Source organism: Leucobacter sp. CX169, assembly GCF_017161405.1.
Classification (GTDB): domain Bacteria; phylum Actinomycetota; class Actinomycetes; order Actinomycetales; family Microbacteriaceae; genus Cx-87.
Genome location: NZ_CP071051.1, coordinates 13,159 through 27,335 on the forward strand (window position 1 = coordinate 13,159; position 14,177 = coordinate 27,335).

General features: G+C 65.9%; 13 protein-coding genes and 1 tRNA gene. 5 read left to right on the forward strand and 9 right to left on the reverse strand.

All coding sequences use genetic code 11. The features are described from left to right. Nucleotides 1–42 precede the first annotated feature (42 nt). Nucleotides 43–783: a rhomboid family intramembrane serine protease gene (locus tag JW030_RS00070; RefSeq protein ID WP_241095476.1), complete on the forward strand. Its 741-nt coding sequence runs from the start codon at nucleotides 43–45 to the stop codon at nucleotides 781–783. Nucleotides 784–1,017: 234 nt separating this feature from the next. On the opposite strand, the gene JW030_RS00075 is transcribed toward JW030_RS00070, so the two are convergent. Beyond that, on the reverse strand, nucleotides 1,018–1,296 hold the full coding sequence (locus JW030_RS00075) for a cell division protein CrgA (protein WP_188045073.1): 279 nt from the start codon (nucleotides 1,294–1,296) through the stop codon (nucleotides 1,018–1,020). Between the two features lie 89 nt (nucleotides 1,297–1,385). On the opposite strand from JW030_RS00075, the gene JW030_RS00080 reads away from it, so the two are divergent. The 3 genes from JW030_RS00080 to JW030_RS00090 are packed head-to-tail and all read left to right on the forward strand — an operon-like array spanning nucleotide 1,386 to nucleotide 2,951. Then, complete coding sequence (locus JW030_RS00080; RefSeq protein ID WP_188045072.1) at nucleotides 1,386–2,153, forward strand: class E sortase; 768 nt, start codon at nucleotides 1,386–1,388, stop codon at nucleotides 2,151–2,153. 1 nt (nucleotide 2,154) lies between these two features. Further along, the gene (locus JW030_RS00085) at nucleotides 2,155–2,313 is read left to right on the forward strand and encodes a hypothetical protein (RefSeq protein WP_188045071.1); all 159 of its coding nucleotides are present in this window, start codon (nucleotides 2,155–2,157) and stop codon (nucleotides 2,311–2,313) included. Further along, complete coding sequence (locus JW030_RS00090; RefSeq protein WP_188045070.1) at nucleotides 2,310–2,951, forward strand: aminodeoxychorismate/anthranilate synthase component II; 642 nt, start codon at nucleotides 2,310–2,312, stop codon at nucleotides 2,949–2,951. Before JW030_RS00085 ends, JW030_RS00090 begins: the two co-directional genes overlap by 4 nt. Nucleotides 2,952–3,004: 53 nt before the next feature. Here JW030_RS00090 and pknB read toward each other — a convergent pair whose 3' ends face one another. From pknB to JW030_RS00125, 7 genes are read right to left on the reverse strand one after another with little or no spacing between them, the layout of a single operon-like run. After that, nucleotides 3,005–4,702: a Stk1 family PASTA domain-containing Ser/Thr kinase gene (pknB, locus tag JW030_RS00095; RefSeq protein ID WP_188045069.1), complete on the reverse strand. Its 1,698-nt coding sequence runs from the start codon at nucleotides 4,700–4,702 to the stop codon at nucleotides 3,005–3,007. A 45-nt stretch (nucleotides 4,703–4,747) separates the two neighbouring features. Further along, nucleotides 4,748–6,463, reverse strand: a complete 1,716-nt coding sequence (locus JW030_RS00100; protein WP_188045068.1) for a protein kinase — start codon at nucleotides 6,461–6,463, stop codon at nucleotides 4,748–4,750. After that, on the reverse strand, nucleotides 6,460–7,941 hold the full coding sequence (locus tag JW030_RS00105; RefSeq protein ID WP_188045067.1) for a penicillin-binding protein 2: 1,482 nt from the start codon (nucleotides 7,939–7,941) through the stop codon (nucleotides 6,460–6,462). The genes JW030_RS00100 and JW030_RS00105 overlap by 4 nt, the downstream gene beginning before the upstream one ends. Next, entirely contained in the window at nucleotides 7,938–9,341 is a 1,404-nt protein-coding gene (locus JW030_RS00110; RefSeq protein ID WP_188045066.1) for an FtsW/RodA/SpoVE family cell cycle protein, read from the reverse strand. Before JW030_RS00110 ends, JW030_RS00105 begins: the two co-directional genes overlap by 4 nt. Then, nucleotides 9,331–10,578 carry a Stp1/IreP family PP2C-type Ser/Thr phosphatase gene (locus JW030_RS00115; protein WP_188045065.1) on the reverse strand — a complete coding sequence of 416 codons (1,248 nt, stop codon included), beginning with the start codon at nucleotides 10,576–10,578 and terminating at the stop codon, nucleotides 9,331–9,333. Before JW030_RS00115 ends, JW030_RS00110 begins: the two co-directional genes overlap by 11 nt. Nucleotides 10,579–10,580: 2 nt before the next feature. Then, nucleotides 10,581–11,123, reverse strand: a complete 543-nt coding sequence (locus JW030_RS00120) for an FHA domain-containing protein (protein WP_188045064.1) — start codon at nucleotides 11,121–11,123, stop codon at nucleotides 10,581–10,583. After that, nucleotides 11,120–11,875, reverse strand: coding sequence for a DUF3662 and FHA domain-containing protein (locus tag JW030_RS00125; RefSeq protein ID WP_188045063.1), 756 nt, complete (start codon nucleotides 11,873–11,875; stop codon nucleotides 11,120–11,122). Before JW030_RS00125 ends, JW030_RS00120 begins: the two co-directional genes overlap by 4 nt. A gap of 252 nt (nucleotides 11,876–12,127) precedes the next feature. Here JW030_RS00125 and JW030_RS00130 point away from each other — a divergent pair. Next, nucleotides 12,128–12,211 (forward strand) — tRNA-Leu (locus JW030_RS00130). A 222-nt stretch (nucleotides 12,212–12,433) separates the two neighbouring features. On the opposite strand, the gene JW030_RS00135 is transcribed toward JW030_RS00130, so the two are convergent. Next, the gene (locus tag JW030_RS00135; protein ID WP_206348585.1) at nucleotides 12,434–14,161 is read right to left on the reverse strand and encodes a hypothetical protein; all 1,728 of its coding nucleotides are present in this window, start codon (nucleotides 14,159–14,161) and stop codon (nucleotides 12,434–12,436) included. Between the last annotated feature and the right edge of the window lie 16 nt (nucleotides 14,162–14,177).

Consider the following 14,177-nt stretch of genomic DNA (forward strand, 5'->3'; position numbering starts at 1 on the left):
TGCCAAACCGCTTCCGCCGTCGGGGTGCTGTGTCCGCAGTGCATGCGCGACACGCTCCCCGGCGCGGGAACTCAACTGAAGCGGAAGGTGCGCGCGAGCAGCCGGATGATGGCTGACACGGGCACCCCCGTCGTGACCTACGCGATCATGGGTCTGTGCGTACTCGTCTATGCGGCGCAGCTCCTCATTCCCTCGGTCACCCCCGCGCTCTGGTACGCCCCGGTGTATTCCCTCCCCGGCCAGTTCGAGCCGTGGCGCATGGTTACCGCGATGTTCACCCACTCGACCGGGTCCATCTTCCACATCCTGTTCAATCTCTACACGCTCTGGCTTTTCGGGCGTGAGCTTGAGCGCGCGGTGGGGCGGGTCAACTTTGCCGTGCTGTACGTGCTCGCAGGCATCGGTGGCTCGGCGGCCGTGCTGCTCTGGGGCTACACCTCGCTCGAAGCACTGCGCACGCCCACTGTTGGCGCGTCGGGCGCCATCTTTGGCGTACTCGCCGCGACCCTGGTCGCGCTGCGGGCCGCGAACATCAATGCACGCACCCTCTTCGTGATGATCGCGATCAACGTCGGCATCGGCTTCTTGCCCGGCACCGCGATCTCGTGGCAGGCCCACCTGGGCGGCATCGTCGTCGGCGCGGCCGTGATGGGTGTGTACGTGAGCCTGCGTGGGCCGCGCCGCCGCGCCGCCCGAATTGCCGCGGTTACCGGCATCGCGCTCGTACTCGTTGTGGTGGCCGCCGCCTACTATCTGATCTGGCCGGTTTCGGCTCTCACGTAGGTATTTTGCCCGGTGGAAAGTTATCCACAGGTTTGTGCACACCCTGTGGGAAATCACACCGGTGTAACTCACAGGGGTTCTCCCGCGGAATTACGGGAGATTTTGCAGGATCCCGCCGATTTGTCCCCAGCGTCATCCACAGGCTCGTCCGCGTAGCCGCACTCTCGGGCAGGCCGCACAATGACAACGGCCCGCTGATCCAATCGGATCAGCGGGCCGTTCGAGTCTGTGTGGCTAGCGCCAGCGCGTCGTCATGAGGAAGCCGACGAGGACCAGGCCGAAACCGACGAAGATGTTGCCCTGCTGCAGCGCCGGAATCGGCAGCGACAGGGAAGCGCTCGTGATGTAGTACAGAACGATCCAGATGAGACCAGCGAGCATGAATCCGAACATGACCGGCTTGAACCACGCGGGGTTCGGTGCCTGTTCGGCGCCGGAGTGCTGTTCCGCGCGCTGTTCTGCGATCGCGTCTGACTTCTTACGCTTGCTGACGTCCTTCGAAGCTGCTGCCATGCGCAAGAGTCTAGCGGTTCGGTGAGCGTTGCGACATGCACACGGTTCTCCCACGGACAGCGCATTCCACCCGGCCCTAGAATGGCGACATGAATGAGGCCTCAACCGAGCCCAGGCGCGCGCAGCGCAAGCGCCGTCGCGCGCACCTGAGCCCGTTGACGGTGATCGGCGAGCTGCTGCTCATCGGGGGCGTCGCGACGCTCGGCTACCTCGTCTGGCAGCCCTGGTACACGACCACGGTCGTGGCGGGTCAGAACGCGGCGATCGCCGACGAACTGAGCGCGCAGTGGCGAGCGCACCCGGCGCCGCCGCCCGCGGATCCGGGAGTGATCCCGATCACCGCAGTTGTGCCAGAGGGAGAAGCGTTCGGCGTGCTGCGCGTCCCCGCATTCGGACGAGACTTTGCGTATCGACTCGCAGAGGGCACCAGCATGAGTCAGGTGCTGAACGATCCAGAGCTCGGCATTGGCCGCTACACCGAGACCCAAATGCCCGGGCAGCCCGGAGGGAACGTGGGCTTCGCAGCTCACCGCTCAGGGCCAGCGACGACGCCCTTTCGCGACATCATGAACCTGCGCATCGGCGACCCGCTCTTCATTGAGACCGTCGACGGCTGGTACACCTATCGCTTCCGCGACATCGAATACGTCTTGCCCAGCGCCGGCGAGGTCCTGTCGCCGTTCCCGTGGCTCGACGGGGTTGCGGGCGAGGACCAGATCTTGACCCTCACGACGTGCCACCCGAAACTCTCGGGCAACACCGAGCGCGCGATCAGCTATGCCGTGCTCGAGAGTTTCCAGCCCGCTGCGGACGGTGTCCCGGCGGAGTACACCGAACTCATTAGTCAGGGGGCCTAACGTGTTTTCACTGCTCTGGCGATTCTTCCCGGGACCTGCCTGGTTCCGCGTCTTCGTGCTCGCGGCCGCGGCCGCGGGGCTCGTCTTCGCTCTCATCACATTTGTCTACCCGTGGGTTGCAAGCATCTTGCCCTCGGAGGAAGCGACCATTACGCAATGACTCAGATTCTCGTTATCGACAACTACGACAGCTTCGTTTACACCCTCAACGGGTACCTGCAGCAACTCGGTGCTGAGACGCGGGTGATTCGCAACGACGACGTGTCCGCCGCCGAGCTCGAGCAGCTCGTGGCTGAGGTCGACGGTGTGCTCATCTCGCCCGGCCCCGGGACCCCGGCAGAGGCGGGCGTCTCAATCGCGATGGTCGGCATCGCCCTCCGCACTGGCGTTCCGCTGCTCGGGGTGTGCCTGGGTCACCAGGCGATCGCTGAGGCGCTGGGCGCCACGGTGACCCACGCTGAGGAACTCATGCACGGCAAGGTGTCGCGGGTGACGCACACCGGCGACTCGTTCTTCACGGGCATCGCAAGCCCGTTCGACGCGACCAGGTACCACTCCCTCGCCGTGGTCCGCGACACCGTTCCGGAAGTGCTCGAGATTACTGCCGAGACGGCGACCGGAATCGTGATGGCGCTGCGCCACCGCGAGCTCCCGATCTACGGCGTGCAGTATCACCCCGAGTCGGTGCTGACCGAGGGCGGGTACCGCATGCTCGGCAATTGGCTCGTGCGGGCCGGCGTAGCAAACGCCGCCGAGACGGCCGCCACCCTCAGCCCGCTGCTGGCGCGCGAGGGCTAGGCACGGGCTGCGCGAGGCTCAGACCGGCAGGATCCTGCCAGCGCTGAGACTCGCTAGCCCGCGCAGTAACTCAGTTCGACCTGCGACGCCTGCGGGGCTGCGCCCAGGAGCGACTGCTCGATGACGGGCAGGTTCGGCTCCTGCGGGCAGCTATCGCGTGGCAGCATGCGCACCGAGAGGCGCTGTGCCTCGATCAGGCTGCGGGCCGCGTCCATGCTCTGTCCGACGACGTTCGGAACAGCGACATTGCCGGTCGCCACGCTCAGGTCGACCGACTCACCCGAACCGAGCTTCTTGCCGGCCTCCGGGACCGACGAAAGGACTATGTCGGCGGGCGCGTCTGGGCTGTCGACCTGGTTCACGAGTCCCAGCTTCAGGCCCAGCGCCTCGAGCGCCGCCGTGGCATCACTCAGAGTCATGTCGGCGAGGTCCGGGACCTCAGGTGCAGCGGGGCCGGTCGAGACGAAGATCTTGATCGTCTCGTTCGTGGTGACGTGAGTTCCCGATTCCGGGTCGGTGCTGATCACGGCGCCGGCGGGGACGTCGTCGTTCTCCTGCAGCACGGGCAGCGGGACGAGATCGAGGTCACGCAGCGCGCTCGTCGCATCCGCCTGCTGTACGCCGATGAGATCGGGAACCGTGCGCGCATCGGACGGGGTGAACTGGGTCGGCGCGAGCGTGACCAGCCAGAAGATCACGGCGCCAATCACGGCGGCCACGGTGAGAATGGCGGCCCAGGTCCACATCACCGGCGGGCGGCTCTGCGTACGGACCGTGTTGGCGTTCTCGGACAGCTGGCGCAGTGCAAGGTCAGACTCCGAGACCTCCTCGCCCCCCGAGAAGAGCAGCGGCGACTCGCCATTGTTCGAGCTCAGCTTGGGCATCGTGCCCTCTGCGGCGAGGCGGACTGCGTCGCGGAACTCCGCGGCGGACTGGAATCGGCGCGTGCGATCCTTGGCCAGGGCGTGCAACACGACCTGGTTGAGCTCGGGCGAAACGTCAGGGTTGCGGTCGCTCGGGGGCTCCGGGCGCTCGCTCACGTGCTGGTAGGCGACTGCGACCGCGGTATCGCCGCGGAACGGCACGCTGCCGGCAAGCATTTCGAAGAGCACGACGCCGGCCGAGTACAGGTCGGTGCGCGCGTCGACGGTGTCGCCCTTGGCCTGCTCGGGCGAGAAGTACGCCGCGGTGCCGAGAATGGCCGTCGTCTGCTGCACGGTGGAGGAGGTCTCGGACACGGCTCGCGCGATGCCGAAGTCCATCACCTTCACCTGGCCGGTCTTGGTGACCATAATGTTGGCCGGTTTGATGTCACGATGGACGATACCCGCCCGGTGTGAGTACTCGAGTGCGGTGAGCACCGAGTCTATGATGCGGCACGCCTCTGCCTGGGAGAGCTCGCCCTCACTCATCAGCTGGCGGACGTTCTTGCCCTCGATGTACTCCATCACGATGAAAGGCAGCTTCTGCGGCCCGTCGCTCGTCTGGATGAGGTCGTCGCCCGCGTCGAAGACTCGCACGACCGTGGGGTGCGCCATGCGTGAGGCGGACTGCGCCTCCTGGCGGAAGCGGTCTCGGAACTGGACGTCCCCCGAGAGGTTCGCCTTCATGATCTTGATGGCGACCTGTCGGCCGAGCCGGGTATCAGTTCCCCGGTACACGGTGGACATGCCACCCTGCCCGATGAACTCACCGACGGCATAGCGTCCGGCGAGGATCCGCTGTTCCCCGACTCCGGTCGTTTCCGTCATGCCGCTCACCTTTCGTTCCAATGTCTTCTGAGTGTAACTGCGGAATTAGGGAGTAATTACCGGCGCGAGCGGCGCCTTGACCGTGATGGTCGCGGCCGCAGAGGCCGGCGAGACGCGGGTCACGTTGCTGCCCGTGCAGGTGAACGTGTACGTGACCGTGATGATTCCGTCGGGGTCGCCGACGGCGATCGTGTTCGCGTTGATGTTGGCGGTCGAGCCCGACACACTTGCCAGCGAGCCGTCGCCCGTCACGGACACCTCGTAGCCCTGGAACGTGAGCCCCGCGGGGCAGGTGCTCGGCGCCAGGTTCATGGCGAACGGCTGGCCCGAGTTCACCTCGGTCGGGCCGCTTGCGGCGGCAGGAGCGGCAGGCTGGCCAAAAGCGATGTTGTACGTCAGCGTGATCGGCTGGTCGAACGCGACCTTCTTGCCGGTCGGCGTCACCGCGGTCACCAGTCCGACGGCGTCGTCCGCCGCGGGTGCACCCTCGGCGCGACGCACATCGGTGAAGCCCATGCCCGTCAGGATCCCGGTGGCCTCATCGATGTTCTTTCCGACGAGGTCCGCGGCCGAAACCTCGGCACCGGTCTCGGCCGGCGGCTTGGTCGTGGTCGGCGGCTTGGTCGTGGAAGTCGTGGGCGTGGGCTTCGGCTCGTCGTTGTTGCCGTTCATCATGGCAAAGACGGTGCCGGCGCCGACGATCACGAGGATCGCGATCAGCGTGATCAGCGGCCACGTCCACGGGCTGCGCTTCTTCTTGCCCGGCTCCACCTCGTCGCCGAGGTCGGCCAAGTGCGGCTCGTCCTGGCCGGCGATGACGGAGGTCCGCGGGATCGCCGTCGTCGCAGCGTCGTTCAGGGTGGTCTGCGGCAGCATGGTCGTTGCCGCGTCGGGCACGACGGTACCGAGGACCTGCGGCACGTAGGCGCCCGCGGTGCGGACGTCGCCGCGATGCAGCGCCGCTGCGGCCTGCGCGAGCTTCGCGGCGGTCGCCGGGCGCTCGTTCGCGTCCTTGGCGAGGCACGCGTACACCAGGAACCGCACGGGCTCGGGAATGCTGTCGGGCAGATCCGGCGGGGTGTCGTTGATCTGTGCCATGGCGATCGCGACCTGTGACTCGCCCGTGAAGGGGCGGCGGCCGGCAAGGCACTCGTACGCGACGACGCCCAACGAGTAGATGTCGGTGGACGGCGTCGCCGTGTGACCGCTGGCCTGCTCGGGCGCGAGGTACTGCACCGTACCCATGACCTGGCCGGTGGCGGTGAGCGGGACCTGGTCGGCGATACGGGCGATGCCGAAGTCGGTGATCTTCACCCGACCCTCGGGCGTGATGAGCAGATTGCCGGGCTTGATGTCGCGGTGGACGAGGCCGGCGTCGTGCGCGGCTTGCAGCGCGGTCGCGGTCTGGGCGACGATGCCGAGGACGCGGTCGGGCGGCAGGATGTTTTCGCGGTCGATGATGGTCGAGAGGGGCTCGCCGGGGACGAGCTCCATCACGATGTACGCGGAGCCCTGCTCCTCGCCGTAATCGAAGACGTTGGCGATGCCCTCGTGGTTGACGAGCGCGGCGTGACGGGCCTCGGCGCGGAAGCGCTCGAGGAAGCCCGGGTCACCCATGTACTCGTCCTTGAGGATCTTGATAGCGACGGTACGCCCAATGACGCTGTCTGTCGCCTTCCAGACCTCGCCCATGCCGCCCACGGCAATCCGTGAACTCAGCTCGTACCGTCCGCCGAACGTGACTCCTGCCGTAGGTCTCATTGGCCTAGCACCGCTTCCATGACTCGTTTTCCGATAGCTGTCGGCAGCTCGTATGAGCTCGCCAAGTAGTTGTGCGCCTCGCCGCCGCCGTTTGCCACGACGACCGCGATCGCAATCTGGGGATCTTCCACCGGCGCGAACCCGGTGTACCAGAGGGTGAAGGGCAGATCAGACCCGTCCGCGGCTGTGCCGTTCTCGGCGGTGCCGGTCTTGCCGGCAACGCGAACCCCGTCGATGCCGGCCGGGACGCCGGTGCCGCTCGGGTCTGAAACTACCTTCTCCATCATGCCGGTCATTGTCTGAGCGGTTTCTTCGGAGATGGGGTTTCCGAGCACCTCTGGCGTGAACTCGCGCTCGACACTGAGGTTCGGCGCGATGATCTGATTGACCAGCTGCGGCTTCATCAGCTCGCCGCCGTTCGCGATGCCCGCAGCCACCATGGCCATCTGCAGGGGCGTCGCGCGCACATCGAGCTGGCCAATGGACGACAGTGCGACCTGTGCCTGGTCGAGGGGCGCCGGCGCGACGCTGGGCGAGACCTTGAGGGGGATCTGCAAGTCCTGCTCGAACCCGAACGCACGCGCCATCTTCGGCACCTCGTCGCGGGGCATCTCCATCGCGAGCTCCGCGATGGGGATGTTGCAGGACTGGATGATCGCGGTCTCGAGCGTGGCCTTGTCGCCGGGTCCACACACGGTCCGAGAGGCGTTCTGCATGATCGCGCTCGACTGGGGCAGCTGCAGCTGAGCCGGGTTATCGAAGGTCGAGGCCGGGGTCGCGGCGCCGCTCTCGATCGCGGCCGCGGCCACGAGGAGCTTGTAGGTCGAGCCCGGGTGGTACAGATCGCCCCCGATGGCCCGGTTGACGAGCGGCTGGGCAGGATCCTGCTCGAGCAGCCCGTAGTTCTCGATGATCTGCGCGTCGTTGTTCGACGAGAGCAGCGACGGATCAAAGCTCGGGGTCGAGACCATCGCGAGGACCTTGCCGGTCTTCGGATCGAGGGCAACGACGGCGCCCTCGAGGCCCGCCATGGCCTCATACGCGGCCTGCTGCGCGGCGGGGTTCAGAGTGAGCTCGACCGAGCTGCCCTGGGGGTCCTCGCCGGTGAGAATGCGCATGATCCGGGTGAAGAACTGCGCGTTGCCGATGCCCGAGAGCTCCTGGTTCAGCGCGCCCTCGATGCCGGTCATGCCCTGGTTGCGTGAGTAATAGCCGGTGACGGGCGCATACATCGCGCCGCCCGGGTAGGTGCGCGTGAACTGGTACGTGTCGCCGGTCGGTTCGGACACGGCGACGGGATTGCCGTCCACCAGAATGGTGCCGCGCTCGATGTTGAAGCTGTTCTTGGCGGTGCGCTGGTTGAGCGGGTTCGCACGTAGCTCGTCGGCCTGCACGACCTGAATCATGGTCGTCGAGAAGCAGAGCACAATGAACATGAGGAAAATGACGCGAGTGACGCGCTTCAGTTGCTTATTCATGCGCGAATCACCAGCTTCGGTCGGTTGCGGACGGCGTTGGACAGGCGCAGGAGGAGCGCCGCGATGATCCAGTTCGAGATCAGCGAGGAGCCGCCCGCCGCGAGGAACGGGGCGGTGAGGCCGGTCAGCGGGATGACGCGCGTGACGCCGCCGATGACGATGAAGACCTGCAGCGCCACCGTGAACGCGAGGCCGGCTGCGAGCAGCTTGCCGAAGTCATCCTGACCGGCGAAGCCGATGCGCAGGCCGCGCCCGACGAAGAGGAGGTACGCCGCGAGAATCACGAAGAGGCCGATGAGCCCGAGTTCTTCGCCGAGGCTCGGGATGATGTAGTCGCTTTGCGAGAGGGGGGTGTCGTCGGGGAAGCCCTGGCCGAGCCCGGTGCCGCTCATGCCGCCGTTTGCGAGGCCGAAGAGGCCCTGCACGAGCTGATAGCTCGCGCCCTGCGCGTCGTGGAACGGGTCGAGCCAGTTCGTGAAGCGGCGGTTCACGTAGTCGAGCGTCTGGCTGGCGATGAGGCCGCCGGCGACGAAGAGGCCGCCGCCCAGGACGACCCAGCCGGTGCGGCCGGTCGCGATGTAGAGCATCGACAGGAAGAGGCCGAAGTAGAGCAGCGAGGTGCCGAGGTCGCGCTGGAACACGAGCACGCTCATCGCGGCCAGCCAGAACACGAGCAGCGGGCCGAGGTCGCGGGCGCGCGGGAAGGTGATCCCCGCGAACTTCTTGCCCACCATCGAGAGGGCGTCGCGGTTGCGCACGAGGTAACCGGCGAAGAAGATCGCGAGCAGGATCTTGGCGATCTCGCCGGGCTGGAACGAGAAGGGGCCGATCGAGATCCAGACGCGGGCGCCGAACTCCTCGCGGCCGATCCCGGGCAGCATCGGCAGCAACAGCAGGATCACCGCGACGAGGCCGGTGAGGTAGGTGTAGCGAAAGAGCACCAGGTGGTTCTTGATGATCAGGAGGACGGCGGCGGCCGCGACGACGGCGACGATGGTCCAGACGATCTGCCGAACGCTCGTCGCCTCCCAGCCGGTGAGCCCTACGGCGAGGTCGATGCGGTAGATCTGCGCGATGCCGATGCCGTTGAGGAAGGTGGCGATCGGGATGATCAGCGGGTCGGCGTCGGGGGCGACCACGCGCACGACGACGTGGAGGCCAATGATCGCGACGACGAGACCGATGCCGAGGCCGAGCAGCGTGGTCGAGACGTGACCGAGCACGGTGAGGTCGACAATGATGACGGCGCCAATGCCGACCGCGAGGGCGAAGATGATGAGCGCGAGCTCGAGGCGGCGCAGGATGCGGGGTGCACGGATCGCGGTGATGCGCTGCAGCACGGTCTCGCCGGTGCGCGCCTTTTCGTAGCCCGCCTCAGCGTTTTTCGGCTCACTCGTCATCCGCGTTCACCCCCAGCCGCAGCACGATGTCACGAGCCTCGTCGAGGGAGGACGCGTTGAGCGTGCGCTCGACCTGGCGCTGCTCGTAGCCGCCGAGGGAATCGACCGGGATGCCGGTGTCTTCCGCCTCGGAGTTCAGCGAAAGGCCACCGATGTTCTGCTGCACGCCGCGGTAGATAATGACGGTTTCGCCGTCAGTGCCGACGAAGTAGCGGGTCTGGGTCCACTGGTACCCGAGCAGCACGCCGCCAGCCAGGGCGGCGATGGCGAGGCCGAGCCCGACGAGCCACATCGCCCGGCGACGGCGATTGCGCCGCTTTGTCTCGGCGATGAGCTCGTCGAGATACTCGTCGACGCGGGGCTCAAAGTGGCTCTCGGCGACCGGCTGCGTGCGGCGGCCAGACCGGCGCCAGCCCGGCAGGCGAATCGCGGTGGTCTGCCGGCGCTCAGCGTGGGCGATGGGGGCCGCGGCCGAGCCCGCGAAACGGGGGCCGAGGTCTTGCTGCGGCTGCGCCGAAGCCTCAATGAGGACGACCGTGACGTTGTCGGGGGCACCGTGCGAGAGGCTCTTGTCGATGAGGGCGTCGACGGCGCCCTGCAGGTTCGCGCGACGGCGGAGGATGAGCTCCATCTCGTCGTCCTCGACGTAGCCGCAGAGGCCGTCCGAGCAGAGCAGCCAGACGTCGCCGGGGCGGGTATCGAGCACCATCGTGTCGATCTCGGGGGAGGAATCGACGTCGCCGAGCACGCGCATGAGGACGGAGCGGCGCGGGTGCGTCTTCGCCTCTTCCTCGGTGATGCGCCCGCTGTCGACGAGGCGTTGCACGAAGGTGTGATCCTTGGTGATCTGCTTCAGCTCGCCGCCACGCAGCAGGTACAGGCGGGAGTCGCCGATGTGAGCGACCGCGAGCTGGTTGTCGAGGGTCACAATGCCGGTGAATGTCGTGCCGAGCCCCGAGAGCTCGGGCCGGTCGTACACGGTCTCGGAGAGCTTGCGGTTTGCGGCGAGCAGTCGGGTGCGCAACGTGTCGGTCGCGGACTTCGGGTCAGGGAACTCGAGCCCATCAACCTCGGCGAGCGCCTGGGTGGTCAGCGCGGAGGCGACATCGCCGCCCGCGTGACCGCCCATGCCATCGGCAACGAGGAAGAGCCGGGAGCCGGCGAACGCCGAGTCCTGGTTGTTCGATCGCACCATCCCGACGTGGGATCCGATGGCGGTTGCGTACGAGATCGTCACGCCTACGGCCTCAGCTCAAAGGTCGTCGTCCCGATAGTCACCGGGACGAACGTCGCGAGCCGAATCGGGTCGTCCATTCGCACGCCGTCAACGCGGGTGCCGTTGGTCGAGTCGAGATCTGTCAGGGTCCATCCGGCGCTATCGCGGGTGAGCCGTGCGTGATACGTCGAGGTGTACTCGTCGACGATGACGAGGGTGGAGTCTGGGGAGCGGCCGATCGTGATGAGGTCCTCGTCGAGGGGGAGCGAGGTGCCCGCCGCGACGCCCGAGGTGATCATGAGGGTGCGCGCGGGGCCGGAGGATCCTGCTGAGGGCATTGCACCCGCGCCCGGAGTGATGACCCCTGCAACCGGTGCGGCCTGCAGTGCGGCCGCCTTCGGTGCCGACGGCGGCGTGCTTGCCGGAGGGTTCGGGCCTTCGCCGCGGAGCCTGCGGGCCGGGGCCCCGAACAGGTCGCTGCGGAGCGCATAGACAATGGCGAAGATGAACAGCCACAGCGTGACCAGGAAGCCCAGTCGCAGGATGAGTAGGGTCAGTTCGCTCACAGGCCCCTCCAGAAATCTTCGTCGATCTTCGCCTCAGCACCCGGCAGCTGCGCCGTGGGAGGTGCTGTTGGCCGCTGCCGCTGCGGAGCGCGCTGGGGAACCAGCTTGAACCGCAGCGTGCTTTGGCCGATGGTGATCACGATATCGGGGGTGAGGGCGGCCTCGCGGAATCGCTGGCCGTTGATCTTCGAGCCGTTCGTCGAGCCGAGGTCGCGGGCAATGCCGTGAGCGCCGTCCCAGATAATCTCGAGGTGCTTGCGCGAGGCACCGGTGTCGCCGATGCGAATATCGGCGTCGCTACCGCGTCCGATGGTGGTGGTGCCGCGACGCAGTTCGTGCCGCTTGCCGTCGACATCGAGCACCGCGGTCCAGGCGACGGTGCCCTCGACGCTGGTCGCGTCGATCTCGAGCACGCCCTTGGCGAGGGCAGGATCGGGGCGCAGCTCGACGTCGGCGTCGCCGATGAGCTGGTACCCCTGGCGGGCCGCGTGTTTGCGCACGACCGCGATGAGCTCTTCCTCGAGCGGAGTGCCCATGCCCGACAGCCGCGTGGCGTCGTCGGGGGAGAGGCGGACGAGGAAGCGGTTCGGGGCCAGCACGCGGTCGCGGTCGACGATCACCGAGCCGATCTCGAGCTCGCGCTTGAGCGCGGCAGCGATCTCCACCGGTTGCACGCCGGAGCGAAAGGTGCGAGCGAAGGCACCGTTGACGGCGCGTTCAAGCCCGCGCTCAACGCTGTCTAGGATTCCCACTGTCTGCTCCTCTGGTCGCGCCGGTGGCGTCTCCGTCGTGCTGCGCTTACTCGTCGCGGATGCGGCAAACAAGATCGCAGTTTGAGTATGAATGCTACTGGGCCGCGGGGGCGGTCGGCTGAACCCTCGCTGCTTTTCGGCGGATTCGCGGGGGATACGCGCCGGGGGTGCATGCTCACTTTGGTGTCGCGGGGGTTTCGCTGATACGCTCATCTGGTTGTCGAAGTGGGAAACCATCGAGAGAGCAAACTCGCGCGAGTGGCGGAATTGGCAGACGCGCTGGCTTCAGGTGCCAGTGCCCGCAAGGGCGTGGGGGTTCAAGTCCCCCTTCGCGCACGAGGGCGGTTTCATGAAATTGTTTGGCTAGGTTTCATGAAATAGCTAAAAGGTTCGGATCAGATCATTGATCCGGACCTTTTTCGTTTCCTGGGAGGCGTTGGTGGTTGGCTGAGGCCCGTTGGAGTCGTCAGCCGTCAGTTTCTGGCGGCACGCAACAACGACAAATAACCCTTTCGGGCTATTCGTCGTTTGAGATATTCAGTTCAGGGGCGGGGAGGGTTACTCCCCGGTGTCATCTGGTGGCATCACCGCTTCGTTGGTGCTGGTCGGCGTTGCCGCATGGGTGAGTCGTTGACCGGTGCTGTCGCGTCGTTTGCGTGCTCGCTTCTTTGGCTCGCCGTTGGCGTCGGTGGTGTGGAGCTTGGTGATGCCGACAATGATGCGGCGAATGTTGGAAGACACGGTTGCCATGATTGCTGCGAGGTAGTTGTAGGCGAAGCCTCGGCCGGTGCGAGCTTTTGGGTCGCCGAGGTTCTCGGTGCGGTGGTCCTTGAGGAGCCGGTTGCTCATCTCGACCTGGTTGCGCTGCCCATAGCGGGCACGCCATTCTTTCGACTTCCATGGGTATTTCTGGAGCTGCTTGATGACCTGTTCATCGAGGCCGATGGTCACGCTGCCGGTGGGATTGTCTTGGGTCGCTCGTCCAGTGACGGGGTCGAACGCGAAATAGCTGCGCGGGTTGGGGTAGTCGAAGCGTTGGTAACCGTCAGCACCGATGCGTCCCTTCGCCTTGAGGCGATAGGGGGCGCGGGCTTCATGGATCGCATCGCGTTCTGCTTCAGTAAACGGCACACCAGTAGCGGGGTTCTCCTTCCCTTGGGCGTGCCAGCGGGAGATCATGATGTAGTTCTCGGGCATGCGGTTCACGTACGGGACGCCATCGACGATGATGATGGGCTTCCCTGGCACGGAGCCTTGGTTGCCGAGTTCGTTGCTCTTGTAGTCGTAAACCGTCTCGAACCGATGGTGGCGAACTGTTTCCTGGAACTGGTGGGGCCTGAGTCCGTTGAAGGCTCGGTCGACGACCACGAGGCCTCGTTTGTCGGTGAACGCGGCATGCTGCTCGATCGTTCCACGCGGGCCATTCTTGATTTCACCCGGACGGTGAAACGAGAGCCCTGTGATGAGCGGGAACGCGAACGCGCCGTCCTTGGTGTCGATCAGTACGGTGGTGTCTGCTTCATATCCAGGAATTGACTTTGAAACGTTCTCGCTGCCGTCGTGGTCACCTTTTCGCGTGTACCAACCACACTGGTAGTCACCGTTGAGCATGTCCCGTTTCGGGAGGTGGGCTCGCTCCTTCAAGGCTTTCTTGGAGTAGTCGTTGGGGTTGTTGAACCCGAGGACTCGCATGAAGGTGGAGTCGAGGGCTACATCCCCACGGTATTCCGAGAGGTATTTCTTGGGCAGCATCTCCACGCTGGCGCGAACGAGCAGCGCGCTCAGCTCGTGTGCACGATGTTCGCGATCGAGGTCGTACTTGTTGCGGGCCTTCTCGTTTTCGGCGCCGGTGAGGCGGGTGCCCAGGTGCCCGGTCTGATGCCAGGGATCGATGTGTCCGAGGACGCGCTGCATGGTGCGCCAGGCCCGGTGATACCAATCGTCGACATCACCCTGGCTTCGATCGAACCCGAGGCGTTCAGCCTGCTCGGCACTGAGGCGATGGGTGATCGTTCGCGCGAGCTCCTGATAGCTGTACCCGAGACCCCAGTAGCTGTTGAGTAGGAACGCCATCAGTACTGTTCGATAGGACAATTGGGCTTTGCGGCCGGCAGAGCCAGCAGCATCTGCGGTTCGCCATTCATCGAGGCGCTCGAGTGCGCCTGAGGAATCAATGACGCGCAAGAACCGGCCAAAGAGAGCGTTCGGCATGTTGCCCTTGATCGTCATCGCAGCGTCGAGCTCAGTCTGGCCGAGCTCGAATACTTCCCGCAGGGCATCGTCCACGGTGGTCGTTGAGCGC

Excerpts from the sequence above, each read along its gene's own strand:
- JW030_RS00070 (WP_241095476.1), top strand. The coding sequence starts at position 43 with ATGCGCGACACGCTCCCCGGCGCGGGAACTCAACTGAAGCGGAAGGTG.
- JW030_RS00075 (WP_188045073.1), bottom strand. The coding sequence starts at position 1,296 with ATGGCAGCAGCTTCGAAGGACGTCAGCAAGCGTAAGAAGTCAGACGCG.
- JW030_RS00080 (WP_188045072.1), top strand. The coding sequence starts at position 1,386 with ATGAATGAGGCCTCAACCGAGCCCAGGCGCGCGCAGCGCAAGCGCCGT.
- JW030_RS00090 (WP_188045070.1), top strand. The coding sequence starts at position 2,310 with ATGACTCAGATTCTCGTTATCGACAACTACGACAGCTTCGTTTACACC.
- pknB (WP_188045069.1), bottom strand. The coding sequence starts at position 4,702 with ATGACGGAAACGACCGGAGTCGGGGAACAGCGGATCCTCGCCGGACGC.
- JW030_RS00100 (WP_188045068.1), bottom strand. The coding sequence starts at position 6,463 with ATGAGACCTACGGCAGGAGTCACGTTCGGCGGACGGTACGAGCTGAGT.
- JW030_RS00105 (WP_188045067.1), bottom strand. The coding sequence starts at position 7,941 with ATGAATAAGCAACTGAAGCGCGTCACTCGCGTCATTTTCCTCATGTTC.
- JW030_RS00110 (WP_188045066.1), bottom strand. The coding sequence starts at position 9,341 with ATGACGAGTGAGCCGAAAAACGCTGAGGCGGGCTACGAAAAGGCGCGC.